22 protein-coding genes are annotated in these 23,436 nt (G+C 51.9%); 11 read left to right on the forward strand and 11 right to left on the reverse strand.

Annotation, left to right across the window (positions count from 1 at the left end):
- Nucleotides 1–159: 159 nt before the first annotated feature.
- The 3 genes from C1A11_RS06140 to C1A11_RS06150 all read right to left on the reverse strand — a co-directional run bounded on the left by C1A11_RS06140 (nucleotide 160) and on the right by C1A11_RS06150 (nucleotide 1,914).
- Complete coding sequence (locus tag C1A11_RS06140) at nucleotides 160–909, reverse strand: EcsC family protein (RefSeq protein ID WP_102049617.1); 750 nt, start codon at nucleotides 907–909, stop codon at nucleotides 160–162.
- Between the two features lie 100 nt (nucleotides 910–1,009).
- Nucleotides 1,010–1,456 (reverse strand): hypothetical protein, encoded by a 447-nt coding sequence (locus C1A11_RS06145; protein WP_102049618.1) that lies wholly within the window; start codon nucleotides 1,454–1,456, stop codon nucleotides 1,010–1,012.
- Nucleotides 1,457–1,476: 20 nt separating this feature from the next.
- Nucleotides 1,477–1,914 carry a LytTR family DNA-binding domain-containing protein gene (locus C1A11_RS06150; RefSeq protein WP_102049619.1) on the reverse strand — a complete coding sequence of 146 codons (438 nt, stop codon included), beginning with the start codon at nucleotides 1,912–1,914 and terminating at the stop codon, nucleotides 1,477–1,479.
- Nucleotides 1,915–2,193: 279 nt separating this feature from the next.
- On the opposite strand from C1A11_RS06150, the gene dinB reads away from it, so the two are divergent.
- The 6 genes from dinB to C1A11_RS06180 all read left to right on the forward strand — a co-directional run bounded on the left by dinB (nucleotide 2,194) and on the right by C1A11_RS06180 (nucleotide 8,106).
- Nucleotides 2,194–3,420 (forward strand): DNA polymerase IV, encoded by a 1,227-nt coding sequence (gene dinB, locus C1A11_RS06155; protein ID WP_102049620.1) that lies wholly within the window; start codon nucleotides 2,194–2,196, stop codon nucleotides 3,418–3,420.
- Nucleotides 3,421–3,474: 54 nt separating this feature from the next.
- Nucleotides 3,475–3,756 (forward strand): Dabb family protein, encoded by a 282-nt coding sequence (locus C1A11_RS06160; protein WP_102049621.1) that lies wholly within the window; start codon nucleotides 3,475–3,477, stop codon nucleotides 3,754–3,756.
- 363 nt (nucleotides 3,757–4,119) lie between these two features.
- On the forward strand, nucleotides 4,120–5,139 hold the full coding sequence (locus C1A11_RS06165) for a galactose ABC transporter substrate-binding protein (RefSeq protein WP_102049622.1): 1,020 nt from the start codon (nucleotides 4,120–4,122) through the stop codon (nucleotides 5,137–5,139).
- A 204-nt stretch (nucleotides 5,140–5,343) separates the two neighbouring features.
- Entirely contained in the window at nucleotides 5,344–6,855 is a 1,512-nt protein-coding gene (locus C1A11_RS06170; protein ID WP_102049623.1) for a sugar ABC transporter ATP-binding protein, read from the forward strand.
- Nucleotides 6,856–6,868: 13 nt separating this feature from the next.
- Nucleotides 6,869–7,873, forward strand: coding sequence for a galactose/methyl galactoside ABC transporter permease MglC (locus tag C1A11_RS06175; protein WP_242965856.1), 1,005 nt, complete (start codon nucleotides 6,869–6,871; stop codon nucleotides 7,871–7,873).
- A 5-nt stretch (nucleotides 7,874–7,878) separates the two neighbouring features.
- Nucleotides 7,879–8,106, forward strand: a complete 228-nt coding sequence (locus C1A11_RS06180; protein WP_102049625.1) for a hypothetical protein — start codon at nucleotides 7,879–7,881, stop codon at nucleotides 8,104–8,106.
- A 377-nt stretch (nucleotides 8,107–8,483) separates the two neighbouring features.
- Here the strand turns inward: C1A11_RS06180 and C1A11_RS06185 are convergent, their stop codons facing one another.
- Nucleotides 8,484–9,344, reverse strand: coding sequence for a glycerophosphodiester phosphodiesterase (locus C1A11_RS06185; RefSeq protein WP_278335974.1), 861 nt, complete (start codon nucleotides 9,342–9,344; stop codon nucleotides 8,484–8,486).
- Here C1A11_RS06185 and C1A11_RS13785 point away from each other — a divergent pair.
- The 3 genes from C1A11_RS13785 (at nucleotide 9,256) to C1A11_RS06195 (ending at nucleotide 11,836) form a co-directional block, all read left to right on the forward strand.
- On the forward strand, nucleotides 9,256–9,618 hold the full coding sequence (locus C1A11_RS13785) for a hypothetical protein (RefSeq protein WP_180950385.1): 363 nt from the start codon (nucleotides 9,256–9,258) through the stop codon (nucleotides 9,616–9,618). The two genes, C1A11_RS06185 and C1A11_RS13785, sit on opposite strands and share 89 nt — an antisense overlap.
- Nucleotides 9,611–10,291, forward strand: coding sequence for a response regulator transcription factor (locus C1A11_RS06190; protein ID WP_102049626.1), 681 nt, complete (start codon nucleotides 9,611–9,613; stop codon nucleotides 10,289–10,291). The genes C1A11_RS13785 and C1A11_RS06190 overlap by 8 nt, the downstream gene beginning before the upstream one ends.
- 144 nt (nucleotides 10,292–10,435) lie before the next feature.
- Entirely contained in the window at nucleotides 10,436–11,836 is a 1,401-nt protein-coding gene (locus C1A11_RS06195; RefSeq protein WP_102049627.1) for a sensor histidine kinase, read from the forward strand.
- Between the two features lie 92 nt (nucleotides 11,837–11,928).
- On the opposite strand, the gene C1A11_RS06200 is transcribed toward C1A11_RS06195, so the two are convergent.
- The 3 genes from C1A11_RS06200 to C1A11_RS06210 all read right to left on the reverse strand — a co-directional run bounded on the left by C1A11_RS06200 (nucleotide 11,929) and on the right by C1A11_RS06210 (nucleotide 16,056).
- Nucleotides 11,929–12,603 (reverse strand): putative ABC transporter permease, encoded by a 675-nt coding sequence (locus tag C1A11_RS06200; RefSeq protein ID WP_102049628.1) that lies wholly within the window; start codon nucleotides 12,601–12,603, stop codon nucleotides 11,929–11,931.
- Nucleotides 12,604–12,755: 152 nt separating this feature from the next.
- Nucleotides 12,756–15,176 carry an N-acetylmuramoyl-L-alanine amidase gene (locus C1A11_RS06205; RefSeq protein WP_102049629.1) on the reverse strand — a complete coding sequence of 807 codons (2,421 nt, stop codon included), beginning with the start codon at nucleotides 15,174–15,176 and terminating at the stop codon, nucleotides 12,756–12,758.
- Nucleotides 15,177–15,366: 190 nt separating this feature from the next.
- Nucleotides 15,367–16,056, reverse strand: a complete 690-nt coding sequence (locus C1A11_RS06210) for a metallophosphoesterase (RefSeq protein WP_102049630.1) — start codon at nucleotides 16,054–16,056, stop codon at nucleotides 15,367–15,369.
- Between the two features lie 249 nt (nucleotides 16,057–16,305).
- On the opposite strand from C1A11_RS06210, the gene C1A11_RS06215 reads away from it, so the two are divergent.
- Nucleotides 16,306–17,691, forward strand: coding sequence for a D-alanyl-D-alanine carboxypeptidase family protein (locus C1A11_RS06215; RefSeq protein ID WP_180950266.1), 1,386 nt, complete (start codon nucleotides 16,306–16,308; stop codon nucleotides 17,689–17,691).
- Nucleotides 17,692–17,812: 121 nt separating this feature from the next.
- Entirely contained in the window at nucleotides 17,813–19,261 is a 1,449-nt protein-coding gene (locus tag C1A11_RS06220; RefSeq protein WP_102049632.1) for a nicotinate phosphoribosyltransferase, read from the forward strand.
- A gap of 56 nt (nucleotides 19,262–19,317) precedes the next feature.
- Here the strand turns inward: C1A11_RS06220 and C1A11_RS06225 are convergent, their stop codons facing one another.
- The 4 genes from C1A11_RS06225 to C1A11_RS06240 form a co-directional block, all read right to left on the reverse strand.
- Nucleotides 19,318–20,019: an alpha/beta hydrolase gene (locus C1A11_RS06225; RefSeq protein ID WP_341458134.1), complete on the reverse strand. Its 702-nt coding sequence runs from the start codon at nucleotides 20,017–20,019 to the stop codon at nucleotides 19,318–19,320.
- Between the two features lie 60 nt (nucleotides 20,020–20,079).
- Nucleotides 20,080–21,096: an acyltransferase family protein gene (locus C1A11_RS06230; protein WP_180950267.1), complete on the reverse strand. Its 1,017-nt coding sequence runs from the start codon at nucleotides 21,094–21,096 to the stop codon at nucleotides 20,080–20,082.
- A 107-nt stretch (nucleotides 21,097–21,203) separates the two neighbouring features.
- Nucleotides 21,204–22,970: an arginine--tRNA ligase gene (gene argS / locus C1A11_RS06235; protein WP_102049635.1), complete on the reverse strand. Its 1,767-nt coding sequence runs from the start codon at nucleotides 22,968–22,970 to the stop codon at nucleotides 21,204–21,206.
- Between the two features lie 2 nt (nucleotides 22,971–22,972).
- On the reverse strand, nucleotides 22,973–23,398 hold the full coding sequence (locus C1A11_RS06240; RefSeq protein ID WP_102049636.1) for a YwiB family protein: 426 nt from the start codon (nucleotides 23,396–23,398) through the stop codon (nucleotides 22,973–22,975).
- Nucleotides 23,399–23,436 lie beyond the last annotated feature (38 nt).

Below are 23,436 nucleotides of genomic sequence, written 5' to 3' on the forward strand. Positions count from 1 at the left end.
GGGCAAAACCGTTCGGGCGTACCGAATTACGAAGTTTCTTGGCCTTAGTATACCACAGTTTTATCGGTATTGCATCCGACAAATACCGCTGGGTGATGAAAAACCGGTGAAAATATGTGGCGCGCCAGGGCAGAAAAGCCAATGCCCGCAAAAGGCTTGTTACAGCTTGGTATACAAATAGCGCTGTTTATATTTTGACTTTGCCAGCTGCAGCACCTGCCGGTAAACGATGTGGTTAGAAATGCCGCCTGTAATGCCCACAATAGGAATGCCCTGCAAAAATTTGCTTACCAGCATCGCGTCAGAAAGTGCGGCTGCAGTAAGCCGAATTTCTTCTTCGAGCGATGCCCCGCCGCAGAGAGAAATATCGAGGGCGGCAGTGCTGCGCGCGCGGGCCTCGCCGTCTGTAAGGGCGGTGCGGATGAGCCGCAGCAGATAAACACGCTCGGCAGGGGTATCGCAGCAAAAGCCATAACTTTGTGCGGTTTCGTAAAGGCCACGCAATAAAAGCCCTAAAAAAATAGGAATATCCGGCAGGCCAATGCCCAGCACCCCCAGCCCGGCACCACTTGCGACCGAAAGCCCATGGCTGAGCAGACCGGTGCGGTTGGCATTTTTATCTACTGCGCGCAGCGTTTTTTTCGTGGTTTTGCGGTCTACGGCGTAATTGCTTACGTCAAACCGAAAGGCAACAGCCTCTTTATTATAAGATTTATCAATGATGGGGGTGCCCTTGGTGAACACGACCTCAAAAGCTTTGGCAAATGCGGTGTCCAGCGTGGTTTTTAGCCCGGGGGGCACTTTTTCTATCAGCTTTGCAGAAAGGCCGGGTTCTTTTGTGGGGGCCTCCAAACGTTTTTGCTCTTTTGCGCCGAGTTTTGCCAGCTGTTTTTGTACCGCTTTGTTCATGGTTTCACCTCTTGTAAGAACATGCTGTTTGCTTTGATTATACGCGAAAAAAAGCAAAAAGAAAACCGATCCGGTAGGGCCGGATCGGCAATTCTCGAACTTATTTTTGTTTTTCCTGCTGTTTGCGGTATTGACCCAACAATCCGTCGTACTTTTTGCCCATATAGCGGTAATACAGCTCAAACGCAAGCGTCATAATGCAGAAGATGCCGACGAAGATGCCAACAAAAATTGCCCAGCTGCCAAACTCTTCGGTAGGGAACCACGCGAAGAAATAGGCGCAGCAGGTGAGCAGCAGCAAAAAAGGAATTGCAAAGAGAAGTAGCCGCAGCGAATACCGCAGATTTTTAATGATGGTATCTGTGAATGCGAGAAACTGGATAAAGGTGCCGAGCGCTGAAATAATCAGCAGCGAAAGCAGGGTCATAATCGAAATATACTGCTGCCCGAAACAGCTGAAAACGAGCATGGTGACAATGACCGAGCCGGTAAACATAAAGCAAGCGGCAGTTTTCCATTGCAGCGTGCCCTCTAAAAATCGTTTCATAATACCCTCCTTGTTTTCGGCTAGATGCCGAGTTTCTGTTTTACCGCTGCCGCATATTGGCGTGAAACAAAAATGCGCTCTTTGCTGGTCAGCGTTAAAATAAGCTTGCCGCCAAATTCCGGGCGCAGCGACTGCACCTGTGCAAAGTTCACGATGCAGGATTTGCCTGCCCGCAGAAAATCAGAAGCAGAAAGCCGTTCTTCCAGCTCATAAAGCCGAAGCGGCGTTTCAAAAACACCATTTTTGGTGTAAAGAAAAGTTTTTTTATCTACCGTGTCGATGTAGAGGACGGAAGCGGCGTCCAGCAAAAAGGTTTCGCCGTCTTTTACCCCGGTGAGTTTCTTTTCAAAGGTGTGCAAAAGCGAAATCATTTTAAGAATCTGTTCATCTGCCCGTCGGCAGATAATAACAACCTCGGTATCTGCTGCACCGGGAGATTTCTGAATGCGTATGTTCATAGGCGGTGTGATTCCTTTCCTCTGCTGCGCCGCGGGTTGCCGCATCGCGGGCAGCCGTTTGTTCGGGCCCTGTGTCTGTATTATAGAAAATAGACCCCGTCGCTGCAAGCGTTTTGGCGTAAGGTGTAAAAATGAGCGGCTAACCTGCACGCATTTTCTACTGAGCAGTTGTTTGCGCCGGGTTTCGGGATGCGATATAATAAGAAGGTAAGAAAAAACTACGGCGAAAGGCGTGCCAAAACGCGCGGTATCGCAAAATTTCGCGAAAGGGGAAACAGCATGGATCGTGTGATTTTGCACTGTGATTGCAACAGCTTTTTTGCCTCGGTCGAGTTGCTGGCGCACCCGGAACTTCGCGAGGTGCCGGTAGCCGTCGGGCATGATGGCAACAGCCGACACGGCATTATTTTGGCAAAAAACGAAGCCGCAAAAAAGTTTGGGATTGTGACGGCGGAAACTGTGTGGCAGGCAAGACGCAAATGCCCTGCTTTAATTTTGCTGCCGCCCCACCACGACCGCTATCGCGAATACAGCAAAAAACTTAATGAGATTTACGGTCGCTATACAGATCTCGTTGAGCCGTTTGGCATTGATGAAAGCTGGCTGGATGTGACGGGCAGTTTGCATTTGTTTGCCCAGTCCGGCGCTGAACTTGCGGATGTCATTCGCGCTACTGTAAAAAAAGAGCTGGGCCTAACCATTTCGGTCGGAGTTTCGTACAATAAAATTTATGCAAAGCTGGGTTCAGATTATAAAAAGCCGGATGCCACCACGGTGATTACTCGCGAAAATTGCCGCGAGATTGTGTATCCGCTGCGAGCTACTGCGATGATTTTTGTGGGGCGAGCCGCGGAACAGCAGCTGCGCAGCATGGGAATTTGTACACTTGGTGAGCTTGCCAGTGCCGATGAAGCACGACTGACGCAGGTGTTTGGCAAGATGGGGCAGCAACTGCGCCGCTATGCTGCTGGTGAGGACGAGTCGCCCGTCGCACCCCAGCATGAGCCGGAACAGGTCAAAAGCATTGGTAACGGCATTACCTTCAAGCGGGATCTCGTCACCCCTGCAGATCTGCGCACCGGCACCGGCTACCTCGCCGATGAGGTGGCAGCACGCCTGCGGGCAAAGGGGCTTAAATGCACGGCGGTACAGGTTATGATAAAAGATACCGCGCTCAAAAGTATCTCGCGCCAGAAAACACTGCCACGAGAAACCGACCTGGCAAGCGAAATTACCGAAGCTGCCGTGCAGCTGGTACGTGCAAATTGGCCAGCCGGCAAGCCGATTCGCGCGCTTACCGTTACGGCCGAGCGGCTGGTTACCGGTCCGGTGCCCTGCCAGATGGGCTTGTTTGCAGAGCAGGAGACTGCCCCGCCCGATCCCCGCCGCGAAAAGCTGGAGCGGACAATGGACGCCCTGCGGCAGAGATACGGGCAGACGGCCGTTGCCGCAGGCAGTCTGCTTGGCAATGACCTGGGACTTGAAGATTTTCACAAAAAAGACTAAGATAAAACTAATTATGGGGCAGCGGTGATTTGCCGTGCCGGAAAGAGGATTTTTATGGTAAAGCATATTGTACTTTGGAACCTGCGTGAGGATTGCGACAAGGATGCCGCGGCAGCAGAGATTAAGGTAGCTCTGGAACGTTTGGTCGGCCTTGTGCCCGGCCTGCTTAGTGCAGAAGTGCGCCGCTGCTATCAGGGCTGTGATGTCGCATTGTACACAGAACTGACCGATCGCGCTGCAGTGGAGGGATATCAAGGCCATCCAGAGCACCTAAAAGCAAAAACCATTGTGCACTCTTATGCAGTAGAGCGGTATGCGGCGGATTACGAGGTGTAATTCTTATACAAAATACTGGCAAATAGCAATAAGCAACAAAAATCCATTGATTGAACGAAAGTTATATACCTGCTTTCATGTGAGGAATGTATAAAAAAGCTTGTAGCTTTTTGATGCTACGACCAAAAATGAGCAGAATTAATTAAAAAATCGTATCAAAAATCTTAAATTTGTTGACATATTATAAAACGGGTGCTAACATGAAGGTGCACCTAAACCAAGGTGCGGTATGCAACATTTTTCGACGCGCTGCACAGAATATCCATAATTAACAGCACCCTTCTCATACCGGCAAACACCGTTTGCCGTGCAGTTAATTAAGGGGTTCGGCAGCACCGAAAAGAAAAAAGGAGAGAGAATCCAATGAAAAAAGTCATCGCATTAGCTCTGACTGCTGTGCTGGCCCTGTCCCTCGTGGCATGCGGCGGTTCGGCATCCTCTGCACCGGCAGCTTCTGCACCTGCATCTTCTGCAGCAGGCTCTGTCGCTTCCACTACCGCTAAAGGCGGCAAAGTTGGCGTTTGCATTTACAAATTCGACGACAACTTCATGACCCTCTATCGTGAAGAACTGGACAAATACCTCAGCGACATGGGCTACGACGTCACTGTTGTTGACGGCAAAAACGACCAGGCAACTCAGACCGAGCAGGTCAATACCTTCATTACCCAGGGCGTTGATTGCCTCGTTGTCAACCTGGTTCAGGCTTCCGCTGCTCCGACCGTAATCGAAGCTGCAAAAGCTGCTGACATCCCCGTTGTATTCATCAACCGTGAGCCGACTGCTGAAGACCTCGCAAGCTATGAGAAAGCCTGCTATGTTGGCGCTGACGCTCGTCAGTCCGGCACCTTCCAGGGCGAAATCATCGCTGAGACCGAGAACAAAGGCGACTTTAACGGCAACGGCACTGTCGACTACATCATGATCATGGGCGACCCTGAGAACGTTGACGCACAGTACCGCACCGAGTTCTCCATCAAAGCACTTACCGACGCTGGCCTGAAAGTAAACAAACTGTTCGAGCAGCGCGGTGACTGGGACCAGGCAAAAGGCCAGGAGCTGGCTGCTACCGCTCTGACCCAGTACGGCGATAAGATCGACGTTATCTTCTGCAACAACGACGCTATGGCTCTTGGCGCTGCACAGGCTATCACCGCTGCAGGCCGCACCGTTGGCAAAGACATCTACCTCGTAGGTGTTGACGCTCTCGAAGAGGCAAAAGCAATGGTTGACGCTGGCACCATGACCGGCACCGTTCTGAACGACCACATCGGCCAGGCACACACCGCTGGCGATTGCGTCAAGACCTTCATTGACGGCGGCCTCAACAAAGATGACGGCGACCAGAACTACACTGTTGACTACGTGAAAGTTGTCAAATAAGTAATTCTTAAACCTTCAAAATGAACAGGTGCGTGTGCGATGAGTCGCGCACGCACCTTTCTTTTTGGGTATGTACAAATACCCCAAAAAGCCAATATCCAAAAATTACAGGACAATATTCTCTGATTATGCAACGAATGGAGATAGACGGAGAAAAAATGCCCTGCTATAATAAAGTAAAGTATAGTTAAGGGGGGCCAGTCTATGTCTGAGTATCGTTTAGAGATGCGCGATGTGGTGAAAACCTTTCCTGGTGTTAAAGCACTGGATAGCGCGCAGCTTAAACTGAAACCGGGCACTGTCCATGCGCTGATGGGAGAAAACGGCGCAGGTAAATCCACACTGATGAAGTGCATGTTTGGCATTTACAAAATGGACAGCGGCGAAATTTATTACGAGGGCGAGAAGGTCGATATTACTGACCCGATGAACGCCCTAAACCGCGGCATCGCTATGGTGCATCAGGAACTGCAGCCCATTCCTGCACGCAGTGTTGCGGAAAACATCTATATTGGTCGGTATCCGATGAAAAAACTGCTCGGATTCCTCCCTGTCATTGACCACGAAAAGATGTTTAAAGATACCGAAGCGCTGCTTGAAAAAGTACATATGAACTTTGACCCCAAGCAGAAGCTTGGCACGCTCTCGGTTTCCCAGATGCAGTCGGTGGAGATTGCGAAGGCGGTTTCGGCGGATTGTAAAGTGCTCATTCTAGACGAGCCAACTTCGTCGCTGACCGCAAACGAGGTAGAAGCACTGTTCACGATTATCAGTGAGCTGAAAGCACAGGGCGTTTCCATCGTCTATATCTCGCATAAAATGGATGAGATTCTGCGCATTTCTGACGAAGTCACCATTATGCGTGACGGCCAGTACATCGGCACCTGGAATTCTAAAGAGCTGACCACTGACCTTATCATCACCCGCATGGTTGGCCGTGAGCTGACCAATCTCTACCCGAAGCGCGAAAACGTGCCGGGCGAGGTGGTACTTAAAGTAGAAGATTTCACCTCTATCCATCCCCGCAGCTTCCGCAATTGCAGCTTTGAGCTGCGCAAGGGCGAAATCCTCGGTGTTGGCGGCCTTGTTGGTGCACAGCGTACCGAGCTGATGGAAGCAATTTTCGGTCTGCGCGGACACATCAGCGGCAAGGTGGAATACAAAGGCGAAGAACTACACATCAAGCACCCGCGTGATGCGATTCAAAAGAAAATCGCCCTGCTGACCGAGGACCGCCGTGCGACAGGCATCCTTGGCGTGCTGAGCGTAGCCGACAACATTTCCATTTCTTCTCTGGACCAGTATCTGCGCGCCGGAATTGTTTTGGACAACGGTAAGATTGAAGAGCTGGTACAGGACAACAAGGAAAAAATGTCCATTAAAACCCCGTCAAGCAAAACGGCGATTCGCTCGCTTTCAGGCGGCAACCAGCAAAAGGTACTTATTGCCCGTTGGCTGGCAAACAGCCCGGACGTGCTGATTCTCGATGAGCCCACCCGCGGCATTGACGTAGGTGCAAAATACGAGATTTACTGCATTATTGCAGACCTCGCAAAACAGGGCAAGAGCATCATTATGATCTCTTCTGAAATGGGCGAGCTGATCGGTATGTCCGACCGCATCATGGTAATGTGCGACGGCCGTGTTACTGGCATTGTCGACGGTAAGAACGCAACACAGGAAAATGTGCTGGCATACGCCACACAATTTGAATAAGGGGGTCGCCAAAGTGGAGGCTACAAAAAATCTGAACAGCAAAAGAATCAAATCTTTTCTGGGCAATAACGCGATCATCATTCTGCTGGTCGCCATCGCCATCGGTGTAGGTATTGCCCGCCCTGGTTTCTTCTCGGGTGCAAACATCGTCAACCTGATGAAGAATACCTCAATCCGTTACATCATCGCACTTGGTATTTCCGGCTGCTTGATTACCACCGGCAACGACCTTTCTGCTGGCCGTACCGTTGGTTTTGCAGCTTGCATTGCTGCTATTTTGCTGCAGCGTGCAGATTACTCTGACCGCTTTTATCCCAACATGCCGGAGATGCCGCTGTGGCTGGTACTTATCATTGTTATGGCTATCTGCTCCATCGTCGGCCTGTGCAACGGTCTGGTCGTTTCCTACCTCAAGGTTCAGCCGTTTATCGCTACCCTGGGTATGCAGACTATCGTCTATGGTATCTGCCTGGTTTACACCGGTGCAAAACCCATCGGCGGCTTGCGCACTGATTTTACCAACGTTGCAAACAAAGGCTTGTTTGGCACCAAGTTCTCTTACATCTTCTTGTATGCCATCGTTATTTGTGCCTTTATGTGGTTCCTTTACAATAAGACCCGTCACGGCAAGTACATGTACGCCATCGGCGGCAACGAAAACGCAGCAGAAGTTGCTGGTGTTAACGTACCGAAAACCAAAATCAAAATCTACATGCTGGCATCCGTTCTGTTTGCCGTTGCAGGTTTCTTGATGGCTGCAAAGTCCGGCGGTGCTTCGGTTAACACCGCACAGGGCTACGAGCTTGACGCTATCGCGGCCTGCACCATCGGCGGTGTTTCCACCACTGGCGGTATCGGTAAAGTCTCCGGCATCTTTGTCGGCGTGCTCGTTTTCGAATTGCTGAAAATTGCAATGCAGTTTATGGGCGTTGAAACCAGCTACACCTACATTGTGCAGGGCCTTGTCATCATCGTTGCAGTTGCAATGGATATCCGCAAATACCTTGCCAAGAAATAAGCAATATGGACGAAAAAGAAAAACAAGAGTTGGAGCAAACTGCACAGGCAGATTTGCCCGAAACAGCCCCTGAAAAGCCCGACCCGCGCAATGAAAGTTTTATTAACTGGAAAGAGCGCATGTACGATAAAATACCGCAAAAAAAGGTGCCAGGCGTAATTCGTTTTCTGGATTTTCTGATTCCCTGCATCTTCGTGGCCATCGTACTCATTATCATTTTTGGCCGTGGCTGACCATCTCATTGAAATGATTCTCTCCTAATTATAAAAAGTGGCACAGCAATTATGCTGTGCCACTTTGTTTGTACGCTGCAAGCACTGCTTTACCGGGGCTTGTACTTGTGCTAGAATGCTTACAGCAAATGAGATTTTAAAAGCGCAAAAGGATACCGCTGCAACTGACAGCCCAGACTAAGAAAACGACAAGCACTTTTGTTGTTTTTATTGCGTCAATAAGCCAAGTTGGCAGCCCCGGCCCCAAACTTTCTCGCTTACTTTGTGGTACCTGCCACTATACAAAAAAGCGGCAATAAAAAATGCTGATGGCAGCCAAGGCTTGCATTCATCAGCACTTTTATCATATAAAGGATAACGCAGGGAACAGCTACCGTTTAAGCCTCGGTGCGGAACTGCACTTCCGGCAGATAAAACTCGAAGATAACGAGGTCGTTCTCAGACTCAACACGCGCCTTGTCGGCTTCATCGCGTGCTGTCCAAAGAACTCTCAGTGCGCCAAGACGGTCGCATAGACGGACAGTCCAAGGCTTTTTGGCGTTATCGTAAGCAACAAACTCGGGGCGGGCAAGCACATTGCCTAGTAGGTTACCAAGCACAAAGCCGCCGACGCTCGGCAGGGTATTGTAGGTTTCGGGTCGGCCGGCCAGCTGGCCGCGCAGCACCTGCGGCGCATGCTTTTTAAACCAGCAAACAATGCGCGGGTCAAAACTTTCGATGCAGTAAGCGCCGTGGTACTGCTGCATGAGCGCGTAGCCTTTTTCGCAAAGCTCGGTATTGCGGGGGCCGCTTTTCAGTTCAATGATCATCGGTGCTTTGCCGTCCATTACCTCAAACACTTCGGTCAAGAGCGGAATGCGCTGCTCGGTGCCACACAGAGAAAAGCTACGCAGCTCTTCTAAAGTGTAAGCGTCTACACGCCCATGCACGCCGCAAACGCGGTCGAGCGTATCGTCGTGAAAGACCACCACCTCACCGTCTTTGGAAAGCTGAATGTCCAGCTCGATGCCGTAGCCATGTTCGACGGCAGCACGGAAAGCTGCAAGGCTGTTTTCGGGCACCGATTTATCTTTGGTGTGCAGCCCGCGGTGCGCATAGTTGCGCCCGTAAAAAGGGCGAGATTTTTCTTGCGAGGGCCGGCAGGGATAAATGAAAAACAAAATCAGCAGTATAAGTAAAACTGCGAGAACGAAAAAGGTCAAGGTAACACCATCTTTCAAAAAAATAACAGGCGGCACAAAACCGCTTGCTTTTTATTGTACGTTCCCCAGGGAAATGCGTCAAGCAAAACTGCACCTTTTGGCAAAGAAAAACAGCCAAAAACCAGAGTTTTGCAAACTTGAAAAAATGGTTTCAAAATTTTCACAACTTCGACATACAGGCAAATTAATATGGAAATACACCGGCGGTGCGGTTATGCTATCCTGCAACCATGCCGTAAGGGTTTCAGTTTTAACAACAAAACCTAAGATAAATGCAGATAAAAGAAAGGTGGGCCTAAGCCATGGCTAAAATTTTAATCGTGGATGACGAACCTCGTATCCGTCAGCTCATTAGTGAGTACCTGGAGCACGAAGGCTTTGAATGTGCAGAGGCGACTGACGGCTCTGCTGCATTGGCGAGCCTTGCGGCGCAGAGTTTTGACCTTGTAATTTTGGATATCATGATGCCGTTTGTAGACGGCATGACCTGCCTGCGTGAAATTCGCGCCCGAAAGCTGGTCACCCCGGTTATCATGCTGACAGCGCGTGGGGAAGAGTACGACCGCGTAACGGGTCTCGAGGGCGGCGCAGATGACTATGTGGTGAAACCGTTTAGCCCGCGCGAGCTGGTAGCCCGCGTAAAGGCAGTGCTGGCCCGCACCATGCCGCGCGGCGAAAGTGACGGCGAGAAGTTTGTCTTTGGCGACCTTCTTATCGATACCGCTTCTCACAGCGTACGCATTGCAGGCGAAGAGATTAGCCTGACCCCGAAAGAGTTTGACCTGCTGGTTTTCCTCGCGCACAATAAGGGCATTGCGCTCTCACGCGAGAAAATTTTGCAAAAAGTATGGAACTACGATTACTACGGCGAGGACCGTACCGTGGATACCCATATTAAAATGCTGCGCGGCCACTTGGGCAGCCACCGTGACGACATTGCTACCGTGTGGGGCGTTGGGTACAAATTTGAACCGGCGAACTAAACAAAAGCAAGGCAGGCTGTAGGCTCTGCCATCAACGCAAACGGCTCGCTGCTACTGCTGCGGGCCGTTTTGCAAAGGAAAGGATGACCCTCCCTGAAATCTATCAGAAGCAAACTTGCGCTTTTTGTTACGGCACTCTGTGTAGTGCTCATTGCGCTGGTCTGGCTGCTTACGGTTGCACTGTTTGAGCCGAATTACCACCGCATGATTAACAGCGAGCTTTCGCGCCGGCTCACCTCGATTGTAGAAATTCTAGAAAAAGCAAACTCGGTCAACGCTGTTACCGATGAGCTCAATGACTATGTTAAAGATGGTATCTGCATCGATATTTCTGACCGCACCAACCGCTGCATCGGCATTTCTGAGGGGATTGGCAGCAACTGCCTGCTTCATCAGGACAATACCGCTGTATTTGGTTTGCTCCGCAACAATCAAGATTCCGATACCGCAATTCGCATTCGGCAAAGCCTGCGTGTGCAGAAGTCCATCAACTACACCATTGAAGACGCTACTGGCCACCAGCAGGCGCTGCAAGGTGCGGTGACCAGCAATGGCTATACCGTTATCGTTAGCACCAACCTCGAGCGTGTCAGCCAGGCTGTAGAAGTAATGAGAAGCCAGCTTGTGGTTATTTCGGTGATTCTGCTGGTGGTTTCAATTGTTGGCGCGTTGCTGTTTGCACGGTGGTTTACCAAACCGATTACAGCGCTTTCTAAAGCAGCGCGCAAGGTGGCTGCCGGTGAGTACGATGTGGCAGTACCGACCGAATCGCAAGACGAATTGGGCGTGCTGACCCGCGATTTTAACTATATGACGGGGGAAGTGGCAAAATCGAGCCAGCTGCAGCGAGAGTTGATTGCGAATATCAGCCATGACCTGCGCACGCCGCTTACCCTCATCAAAGGATATGCAGAAACCGCCCGCGACCTCAACTGTGATAACCAGGAGCGCCGTACCGACGACCTGAACATTATTATCGATGAGACCGACCGCCTGTCCGGCTTGGTGAACAGCGTTATGGAGCTTTCGAAATATTCTTCGGGTACGCTGCCGCCCCACATTACACGGTTTGACCTTGCAGAGCTGGCGCGCGATGTGCTGGGCAAGTATACCGACCGCTCTATTAAGGAGGAGTTTTTGCTCGCGGCAGAGGGGTTGGAAGAGGCTGAAGTGAATGCGGACCCGGCCCAAATTGAGCGGGTACTGCACAATCTCGTTTCCAACGCCATTGCGCACCTCGGCAGCCATGGGCTGGTAACAATACGGCTTACCCCGGTAAACAACGGCCTGCTTCGTGCGGAGGTTATCGATAATGGCAGCGGTATTCCTGAAAGCGAATTGCCGCATCTGTTCGACCGCTATTATCGCGCCCGCAGCGACGAGGGACGCCAAGGCAACGGATTGGGCCTTTCCATCGTCAAAGCCATTCTTGTGGCACACAGTGCTGATTTTGGCGTGCGCAGCGCCGAAGGCGTAGGCAGCACCTTTTGGTTTGAGTTGCCCTGTGCAGCCCAGCCGGAACAAAAGCCCAGCGAAAAAGCATAGTTTTCAGCTGCTTTTTATAAAACAAAAGGCGGACAGCCGCAGAAGTTCTGCATGGCTGCCCGCCTTTTTTGTGTTTATTTGGTTTTACAAGGTTATTTAAAGGTAAGACTGGTGTAGATGCTGCTCATCTTTTCATTCGGATAGTATTTATCCAGCAGCCGGCCAATTGCAGTTTTGGGCGGCACGTCAGGCGCGTAGGTGCGCTCTTTCCAACGAGTTACCGCGGCAATCGATACAATAATGTTAACAGCCATAAACACGGCAAGCACCCAGGTAAGCGGGCGGCCGATACTGTTGGGGATTTTTTCAATATGCTCGGAAAGCCAAGGGTAAAGGTTGCGGATGAAGACGAGGCCCATAAAGCCCCAGCAGATGGCGAAGAAGAGGTTGGTACGGCCGCCGATATTAACCGGCGTATCGCTGTACTCCCAGCTGTGAGAGTGAAAAGCGATTTCTTGCACCCAGCTGCAAAGCCATTCAAACGCAGCGCCGGAAAGGGCGCTGGCAACAAAAATAATACCGGCATTGCGGTCTCGCAGGTTGTAGAGTGCAAGCATAAAAAGCACTGCGCCAAGGCCGTAAATCTGGTTAAATGGGCCCCAAATCAGCCCTTGGCGGCAGATCCAGCTGCCGTTTTTGGCATAAGCGAAAACCATCTCGCAGCAGTTGCCCAAAAAGCAACAAATGAAAAAGACCCAGAATACTTTGTAAAAGTTTTTACCGTTTGCGAAAGATACCACGGTGTCGAGAGAGGTAATGTCTGACATAGGAAAACTCCTTTAAAGATTGCCGCCGCAGCGGCTGCAAAGTAGTATACCACGCAAATGCCATTGCGAACACCGACAATTTTCGACAAATGTATGAATGATGCTGGGAAACGAATTCGATGGAAAACAGGCCTAATTTGTAGCGGAATACTTTACGCCAAAGGCTCGAAAACGCCGAGATCTGCCATTAGGCCGTTTGTAATACCCACGGCCGCACTGCGCAAGCCAGCCGCGGAAAAGCAGCTTTCATTCTCAGCCGGATTGACGAGATAGCCAAACTCAAACAGTACGCTGCGGAACGCAGTTTGACGGCAGACGTAAAAGTAAGCGGTATCCGCAGCGGCAGCCCGCCGCCCGGTGGAAACAGAAACAGCAGACAGCAGGTTTTGCGCCAGCGGCAGACTTTCCTGCTCGAAATAATAGCATTCTATGCCATTGACCGTATTTGTGTCTTTTACAAATTCAATGCTGTTGTGGTGCAGCGCGAGGAAGTAATCCGGCAGTTGCTCGCCGCCCAGCGCGTAGCGGTCCTGCAGGGTGGGAAAACTGTCATCGGTGCGGGTCATCGTCACAGTAGCGCCCAGCTGCTCCAGTCGCTGACGAAGCACCTGTGCCAATGCAAGGTTGACATCTTTTTCGCAGGCACCGCCCACCAGGCCGGTAATGCCCGCCGCACCAAAGTCGGTACCGCCGTGGCCAGCGTCCAGCAATACTTTAACGCCTGCAAGCGGTTTCAGCGGGTCGCTGCCAAGCACCGGGGCAGAGGTAATCCTCAGGGTCATGCCGGTGTCGGTGCAGGCCAGATCGTAACCCCAAAACGCAAATTGGGGCGCAAATTGCAGGGTAAGCCGTGCGCCTTTTTCGGTTTTTTCTGCCGTGGCGGAAGCAATTTGCTCCGGCAGGGCGGTCAGTGGAGCAATATCGCCCAGCGATGCGCCGTAAAAATCGAGAACCAGCGTATTTTCAGTACGGGAAGGATAGCAAAGCGGAGAGCCGCCTTCCAGCTGTACCGTCAGCAGCCGATCACTCTGTGTAGTGCCCGTTACCGAAAGTGCGGGGGCAGGCAGCGGTGCGTCCAACAAATCTGCATTGCGCACCAGCAGGTAATCGCCACTTTCGAGCAGATAAGCTTTGACAATTTTGCCGCTGCGCAATGTTTCTACGGTGCCCTGCACAGTGGCGGTCATACCCTCTTTCAAGGTCATTGAAATCGCACCGTCACTTTTGGGATCCGAAAGTGCAGAGGCAATCTGCCCCGTAATTTGAATGGTGCGCCCGGCCAGCTCTGTATTCAGCGAGGTATCCGGGGTTGGCGTTTTGCCGCCGGTGCCCGGCTCTGGCGCATTGCGGGTTACGGTGAGCGCCGCAGTGGTTTCACCTTGGGTTAGCGTAAAGCTGTTATCGCCCATTGCAAGCGGTACAAAAACGGCAAAGCTGCCATTTTTGGTGGTGCGGGCAACTTCACTGCCGTTTAACAGCAACGGCTGTGCCGGGTCGCTGGTACCGAGAATCAGGCAGTTTTCACGGGTGGTTGTGCTCTCCGGCTTTGGTGTGCCGATTTGCAAGGTGCCCGGCACCGGCAGAGATTCGGCGTTTAGCGGGTTGCCCAGCGCAGTTACCATAGCGCCGATGTGCCGCGCATTGCTGCCCAGTGTGCCAAACACGGCACCCGGCAATTTGTTGGCGGTGGCAAGGGCATAATAACGCTCTTCGCCGCCTAGGGTAGAGAGCGTATCCGGCCAGACTGCCCCGGCTTTTGCGGCGAGGCAGTCTGCATAAAGGCTGCCGTCTTCTGACTCTATTCTGGGTACCAGCAGCGAAAAACCGCCGCTGACGAGCGCAGGCAAATCTTTTCTGCGCCCGGAAAGCTCGTTAAAATCGCAAAGGCCGGCAGTGGTTTTAGCGTTCGCGTGAGTAATTGCGGCTGCAAGTTGGGTCAGCTCTTCCACCGAGGGAGACACGGCGGAAGGATCTTGGATTAAAATGCCCGCAGCCGGGTAATTTTGAGCAAGATAAGCGAGATCTTTTACCAATAATTTGGCATAGCTTTTGTCGGCGGGGTCAAAATACTGAATATCCCCCAAAGTGAGCAGAGTCGCGGTAGTGGCCGGCGAGCCTTTCGCATATTCCGGCGGTGTAAAGGTAAGTTTGGTGGGGTGCATGCTGCCAACCCCGGCAGTGTAAGGGGCAACTAAAATGTACACGGCAATCTGCTTTGCGTTTGCCGTGCGGCAGAACAGCGCAAGAGGGTCTTCTCCGCCCGGGTAGGACGCAAACACAGGACTTTGGTAATATACCTGGTTGCCGGGATGTGCCTCAAAAAGCAGTGTGTTAAGCCCGGCGGCCTGTGCGGCGGCAACAGCTTCGTCCGCCCATTGCTGCAATGCTTTGCCGGTAGCGCCCTCTGGTGGTGGCTGGGTACGGGCCGCAGCGGCAGCACCCTGCGGGGCAAACGGCACGGCTGCTTTGCCGGGCAGCAAAACAAAAAGCCCGGCAAGCAGTACGGCAGCGAGTACCAGTACCAGGGCTACGGTCAGCGATGATTTTTTGCGGGTGCGGGTGTTTTGTGTCAAGTGCGGTCAATCCTTTCCTGTCGGCAGCAAAAAACAGCCGTTATTATTGTATGAGGCCTTCTGCGGCAGAAAGACGTGTTTTTTTAACAAGCCCAAGCCGCAGTGTTACATTTGTTGGTTTTCGTGTGGGCATATGATAAAAAAGCACTGCCGTAAACAAGCAGTGCCATATCGCGCAGGGCGTAAATCTTCACTTTTTGCGCTGTACTTTAAACAGCGGAAGCACTTTTTTATAAACCGCAGTTGCTTTGGGACCCAGTGTTTGGTCTCGGTGCTGAGAGCCGAAATACCAATGAGTATACTGCAATTTGGCGGCAAGTTCATCAAAATAGTTTTCCAGTGGATTGGTTTCCAGCAGGCCGCGGGTCTCAAGGTTCATAAAGGTGAGCATGCGGGCGGGCAGTGCGTGGGTCAGCACATAGTCTACCTGGTTGTCGCAGGCGGCAATGCTGGCTTCGCAGCGGGCATATTCTTCATCGCTCGGCAGTTCGCGGCTCCACCAGCTTTGCCCCTCGATGCGACTGTCCATATCCGGGCTTTCACCGCCGCCAAAGCAAAGCAGTTTTTTCTCTTCAATCGTGTAAACTTCGCCGCGCATCAGATGATACAGCTTGCCGCTGATCTGCTGTGCACGCCCACCGGCAAAATCAGTGACTTCATAGCTGTCCAGCAGGTCGTAGTTTTCGTGCGCACCGTCGAGGAATAGCAGTTGGTAGCGGCGTTTGCCCAGCCATTTCAGCATCTTTTTTTCTGCTTTTGAACCGTCCCATAAAAAGCCGAAATCGCCCAGCACAATAAGCGTATCTTTGCGGCCCAGCTTTACCGGAAGACTGCGCAGCCGGTCAACGTCACCGTGCAGGTCTGCTGTCACATAAATCATTGTAGGAAATCCCCTTTGTGGATCGTATTTTTTACAGTATCCTTTATTTACGCAAGTTTTTGGGAAGAGTAAATTTGTTTTGAAAAAGAGGGGGGAGTATGCTATACTAACAACTGTATATCCACCCATCAAAAACATAGTTTTTGATGATTATAGCATATTTCGACCTATATTACTATATTTTGCGCAGGGCAAAGAATGGAAAAGTATCCTGCGCTTTACGATTTGCCGAAAGGACGACCCCGCTGCATGAAAAAATTCATTTCTCTCGCACTTGTATGTTTGCTTTCTGTCTCGGCGCTGGCACTGCCTTCCTCTGCTGCCACTTTCACCCCGCCGTTTGAGCCCAATGCCACAAGCGTTTATATGGTGAATATGGATACCGGCACCGTACTGTATGAGAAAAATGCCCATGAAAAACGTGCCCCCGCCAGTCTTACCAAAATTATGACGGCGCTGCTTCTGCTTGAAAATGTGCAGGACCTCGACGGAACTGTGGTAACTGCGCCGGGCTATATTTTTGATGAGCTGTACGGACAGGGCGCATCCAGTGCCGATATCTGGCCTTACGAAGAAGTTTCGATGCGCAGCTTGCTCTATGCTATGATGCTGCCCAGCGGCAACGAAGCTGCAAGTATTGTTGCTGACCATATTGGTGGTGGCAGCATTGCAAGCTTTTGCTCGCTGATGACAGCGCGCGCCCAGCAGCTTGGCGCAAAAGACACCAATTTTACCTGCGCACACGGCCTTTACGGCATGGCCGAAAGCCATTATTCCACCGCGTATGATATGTATTTAATCGCCAAGGAATGCTGGTACAGCGAAAACCCAACAGTGCAGAACACCTTCCGCGAGGTGGCGTCCTCTACCGAGTACTGGATGCCGCTTTCCAACAAGCACACCACAGCGTTGTACCCTGGCTCTACACCAGAGGGCAAAAGCTATGCTATCCGCACCACCAACGCAATGATGCGTTTTGGCACCCCGTACTATATGCCGGAAGTGAAAGGCATCAAAACAGGCTCTACCCCAGAGGCTGGGTACAACCTGATTACCACCGCCACCAAAAACGGAGAAACCTACCTGCTGGTGGTTATGGGTACCCCTTACGAGAAGGATGCGGACGGCTACGGCCTGGCATTCGGTGTTTCCAAACAATTATACGACTGGGCATTTAATAATTTTTCAGTGCGCCCGGCGTTGGACACCACCAAAGACATTACTGAAATTCCGGTAAAGTACTCATCCGAGACAGACACGCTGATGCTTCGCCCGGCAGATGATCTCATGACACTGCTGCCCAAAGAGTCAGACGAAACAACAGTGGGCAAAACCTTTAATTTGCCGGAATCTGTGAGCGCGCCGGTCAAAAAAGGCGACGTGGTGGGCACCGTAACCCTTTCGCTTGCCGGCGAAGAGGTTGGTACAGTGGACCTGGTCGCCACCAAGGACGTCGAGCGCAACACAGCGCTCTTCATCATTGCACAAATTGGTGGATTCTTCTCTTCGTTGTACTTTAAGGTGCTTGCCGTTTTGGTTGGCATCACGTTGTGTATTTATGTCGGTTATCTGATTTGGATTAACCGGAATAATAAAAAGCGGCGCAAAGTAGACCGCAATCATCGTCGCTTCTAACAAGCTGGGCGCTACCCGGTAAACCAGAATGTTTGAAAAAAGTTTTTTCAAACAGGCAGCCAGCACACTATGCCGTGCGGGGCGAAAGCCTAAGGCTGCGAGGAAAGGAAAGGTTATCAAGATGGACGTTAAACAACCGCGCAACCTAACGATGCTGACCGACTTTTACGAAATTACGATGGCGGCTGGCTACTTTGAGGAAGATTACAAAGAGCAGATCTGCGTTTTCGATATGTTTTTCCGCAGGGTGCCGGACGGCGGTGGATTTGCCATCTGCGCCGGGGTCGAGCAGCTTGTAGAAGCACTCAAAAACATCAAATTCACCGACGAGGATATTGCCTACCTGCGCAGCTGCAATTGCTTTAGCGAGCGCTTTCTTGCGTATCTCTCAGAGCTGAAATTCTCCTGCAACGTGTGGGCGCTGCCGGAGGGCACTCCGATCTTCCCCGGTGAGCCCATCGTTACGGTTGAGGGCCCCGCGATTGAAGCACAGCTGATTGAAACGCTGCTGCTCGTCAACATGAACCATCAAAGCCTGATTGCCACCAAAGCAAGCCGCATCTGCCGCGCAGCAGCGGGCCGCCCCGTAGCCGAGTTCGGTGCACGCCGCGCACAGAGCTATGACGCCGCAGTGTACGGCGCACGTGCTGCTTACATCGGCGGTGTCGCCTCTACCAGCTGCGTGTTCGCCGCGCGCGATTTTGGCATTCCCGCTTCGGGCACAATGGCGCACTCCTGGGTGCAGATGTTCCCCAGCGAGTATGAATCGTTTAAAAAGTATGCCGAGCTGTACCCGGATAACTGCGTGCTGCTGGTAGATACCTACAACGTCATCAAAAGCGGTATTCCCAATGCGATTCGCGTGTTTGAAGAGGTGCTTCAGCCGCTCGGTATTCGCCCGAAAGGCGTGCGCATTGATTCCGGCGATATTGCTTACCTTTCCAAAAAGGCTCGCGAGCTGCTGGATGCTGCGGGCTACCAGGACGTGAAAATCGTTGCCTCTAACTCACTGGACGAATATATCGTGCGCGATTTGATTTTGCAGGATGCCAAGGTGGACAGTTTTGGCATCGGTGAGAACCTCATCACCAGCAAAAGCGACCCCGTATTTGGCGGCGTTTACAAGCTGGCTGCTGTAAAGCAGAGCGAAGGCTATCTGCCAAAAATCAAGGTGAGCGAATCGGTAGAAAAACTCACCACTCCGCACCGCAAAAAGATCTGGCGTATTTTTGACAACAAAACCGGCAAAGCAATGGCAGACTATATCACGGTGTATGACGAAGAGGTCGATACCACAAGCGGCATCACCCTGTTTGACCCGATTGAAACCTGGAAGACCAAAACGCTGGAGGACTGCACCGCGAAGCCCATCCAGGTGCAGCTGTTTGAAAATGGCACCTGTGTTTATGATTTGCCGTCGCTGGAGAGCATTCGAACTTTCTGCGCTGAGCAGGTAGATACGCTGTGGGACGAGGTAAAACGCTTCGAATTCCCGCACCGCTATTATGTTGACCTTTCCCAAAAACTGTGGGACGAGCGTCAGCGCTTGCTGAAAGAGTGCTCGAAATAAAATTACACAAAAAAGGCACCACCGCAAAGAAAACGGTGGTGCCTTTTTCTATCCAATTACGTCAGCAGGTTGCTTTGCAAAAAGCTGCGCAGTGCAGCAAGGTCCTGCGGGGTATAAAAGTAATGTGCAGACCCTTGCGCCACAGTGAGCCGGCAGCCGAATTGCGCTGCAAAATCATCTATGGCTGCGCGCGGAGTCATGTCATCCTGTGCGCCATATAAAATAGCAGTATCAGTGGGCCAGTGCTGCACCGGGTGCTGTTTTACGTACTGGTAGTAGTCCCAGTAAAGCGTTTGCCCGATAGGGGTAGGAATGACTTGTTCTTGGCGCAGCTGCTCTTCTGAGATGCCGAAACCCTGCATCATCCCGTGGATGAGCATTTCCATATCCACAATGGGAGAGAGAAATAGACTTTGCCGCAATGGAGCATCATGCAGTGCCAGTAAACTGAAATAGGCCCCCATGCTGTTGGCGAAAAGGCTGATTTGTGCAAATTCGGTTTGCGCAAAGGCCAGCACCTGCTGCAACTCTGCAACGCAGGTTTGCACCTTGCAAAGCGTTTCTTCCTGTTTGCGATCGCCGTGCTCGGGCAAATCAAAGCTGAGCACCTGATACCCGCGCTCAGTGGCGATTTCCGCAAGCAGAGCAATCGGCACGTCTGACTTGGAAGACCCGCTGCCGTGTACCGCAAGAATGACGCGCTCGCTTTGCGGCCCCCACAAAAGTGCAGGGATATGCTGTATAGATAAATTTTGCAAAAGCAAGAAAAACACCTCCAAATGCGCGGGCAAAAACACTCTGTAAAGCAGCGTTGCAGGCTAGTGGCTTGCAGCGCGCGCAGGGGGTTTACTAAACGGGTAGTGCATCAGTGGGGCAAGCAACTTGCGCACTGGCCGGCTGGAGAGGAGAAGCACCAGTGCTGCCGTCAGCAGCAATACTTCCAAGCGGCTGTCAGCCCAGTCTTTGATAGAAAAGTCGCCGTTTTGCAGAATCCGCAGAATGAATCCATGTGCCAAGTATACAGGCATGGTGTGCTGGCCAACCCGAGTAATCAGCGGCAGCGGGCGGTTGGGGAAAATCGCAAGAAACAAGAAGATAAAAACAAATGCGATGACAATGGAAAGCCCGCGCACAGCAGCACCATATTGCAGCTTTTCATAAGGATAAGAGCCATAAAGCCAGCTGGCACGCAGGTCGTGCCGGAACAGGTAAAGCAAGACGGCAGCGGCAAGCGCCCCGGTGCCGAGCAACAGCTTTGCGGTTCGCTTTCTGCTGCTTTTTTGCGGCAGTGCCTCCGCCAGCTTTTCATACCCTGCCGAGCGCCGGAAATAAAACCCGGCAGCAAAAAAGGGCAGCATCACCAATATGCGTGACAGGCTAAGGTAATACGAGATGCTTTCGTCATACCCAATGGCAAGCGAAAGTGCCATCATAGCTGCCAGTGCAAGCCACCGGCGGCCCGGCCGCACCAATTCTAAAAACGGAATGGCAAGGTGCCAGACGATGGTGGCCATCAGGTACCACATCAGCCAGTAGGGCTTGGTGAACTGGATGTCCTTTTGCTGGTCCAGCAGCTGGTTACAGAATACAAGGTAAAGCAACTGAAACACAAGGTAGGGATATACCAGATTGCGGGCAATCTTTCCGGGATGATAGGTGGCCATCATACCGGTTAAAAAAGAGAAAGCTGGCATGTGGAACGAGTAGATTAACAAGTATAAGTACGAGCTGCCCTGAAACGGCAGCACCTCGCACAGGTGCCCCAGCACCACACAGCAGATTAAAAAAGCCTTGATATTGTCTGCGCTGTAAAGTCGATTGGTTTGGTTGTGCATGATCATATTTGCTCTCTGATTCTTTTGAATTTTGCGAGTAGTTCAAGCCGCTAAAAAGGCAGCCCACACGGGCTGCCTTTTTAGTATGACTTGGGTAAAAGTGTCGGTTACATCTTATCCGGCACAGTAATTTTCAGCATCGAAAGACCGTTTGCGAGGGTGTTCTTTGCTGCCACGCAAAGCGCAATACGAGCCTGCATCAGGTCAGCCTCTACACCTTTCACGCGGCAGGCGCCGTAGAAACGGTGGAACAGGTTGGCAAGGTCGATGACGTAGCGGGTAATACGTGCCGGGTCGTATGCCACAGCAGCGCCCGAAATCTGGCCCGGGAAATAGCCGATATGACGAATCAGCTCAATTTCCGCGGGGTCAGTGAGCAGCGAAAGGTTGACCGAAGCAACTTCGGCCGGGGTCACACCCTCTTCTGCAAGGGCGCGCAGAATGCTGCAAATGCGGGCATGTGCGTACTGGACATAGTAAACCGGGTTCTCGCTGTCTTCTTTTACAGCAAGGTCAAGGTCAAATTCCATCTGGCTGCCCGGCTCGCGCAGGTTGAAGAAAAAGCGTGCGGAGTCGATGGGCACTTCGTCCAGAAGGTCGACCAGGGTGATGGCTTTGCCGGTACGTTTGCTCATACGCACGGGCTGGCCGCCCTGCATCAGCTTAACCAGCTGCATCAATACAATGTCCAGCTTGCCGCCGTCAAGGCCGATGGCGTCCATAGCGCCCTTCATACGGGCAACGTGGCCGCCGTGGTCAGCGCCCCAGATGTCAATTGCGGTATCAAAGCCACGAGTGACGAACTTGTTGTAGTGGTAAGCAATGTCCGCCGCAAAGTAAGTTGGGATGCCGTTGGCACGCACCAGGACCTCATCTTTGGGGCCGTCTTCAGAGGCAGAATCTTCGCCGTTTTTCTTCGGCTTTTTGTTTGCGCCCCATTTCAGACTGTATTCGCTTGCTTTGTACCAGATAGCGCCGTCTTTTTCATAAGTTGCGCCTTTTTCTGCCAGCAGGTCGAGAATGCGCTGGATGTCGCCGCTCTCATGCAGTGCGCTTTCGAGGAACCAGGTATCATACTCGATGCGGTATTTGCCAAGGTCGGTTTTCAGTGCCGCAATGTTGCGGGGCAGAATCAAATCGGTAATGGCCTCCTGCAACTCTTCAAACGGCTTGCCGACATAGGCGTCACCGTGCAGGTCTGCAAACACTTTTGCACCGGCTTTGATATCTTCGCCCTGGTAGCCGTCCTCGGGGAACGGCACAGCTTCTTCGCCTTTGTAAATCTGCAGATAGCGGGTAGCCAGGCTCTTGCCAAATTTCACAATCTGGTTGCCTGCATCGTTAACATAGAACTCGCGGGTGACGTCGTAGCCAGCCCAATCCAGCACAGAGGCAAGACAATCGCCCAGTGCGCCACCGCGGGCATTGCCCAGGTGCATGGGGCCGGTGGGATTCGCAGAAACGAACTCAACGTTGATTTTTTTGCCAGCGCCAAAATCAGTGCGGCCATAGTCTGCACCCTCCAGGTTGGCTGCAAGCACAACATCTGCAAAATAGCGCGGGGAGAGGAAGAAGTTGATAAAGCCGGGTCCGGCAATTTCAAGGCGGTCAAAGCAGGTGCCGGTGCAGTCTGCGTGTGCCACCAGAATCTCAGCCAGCTTGCGCGGGGGCAGACGGAATGCTTTTGCACCCGCCATGGCGGCGTTGGTTGCAAAATCGCCGTTCTTTACATCGGCGGGAATTTCGATTTTAAAAGACGGTGCGGCCTCTGCGGGCAGCTCGCCGGCAGCAACTGCCTTACCGAGTGCTGCGAGGACCAAATCGTAGGCTTCCTGTTTTGCGGTCGCCACCGGGTCAAAATGTTTGAATTCCAATTTTATTGTACCTCCCTGACGGATATATTTACGATATTGCGTGAAAACGGGTTTGAGTTGATGTCGAGGTCATAAGAGAATTTCAGCTCGCCGCCCTGCTCGTTCAGGTTGGCAATCACCTCGTTGGCTGCAATGCCCATTGTCAGTGCACCGTGCCCCGTTTCATAATGGCAGATATGTCGTTTGCCGGGCTCGATGACCAGCTCGCTTGCGGCGGCGCCGAAGCGCAGCATCGTTACCTTGCCGGTGGCATCCAGCTTTACCGTGGTGGTGCAGCCTTCATAGCCGGTGGCTTCCGTTTCTTTATAGCTGATATAATAACTCTCTCCGCGGATGGCATAGCTGCCCTTGGTGGTTAGCTCTACAGAATTTTCTTCGCCGTCTGAAAGCTGTGTACCGCAGATTTTAATGAGATATTGTTCTTTCACTTCCTTACTTCGCCTCCTTCGCAAAGTGGTGGTATCGC

Origin of the sequence: Pygmaiobacter massiliensis, from assembly GCF_900199435.1 — a bacterium.
Lineage (GTDB): Bacteria > Bacillota > Clostridia > Oscillospirales > Ruminococcaceae > Pygmaiobacter > Pygmaiobacter massiliensis.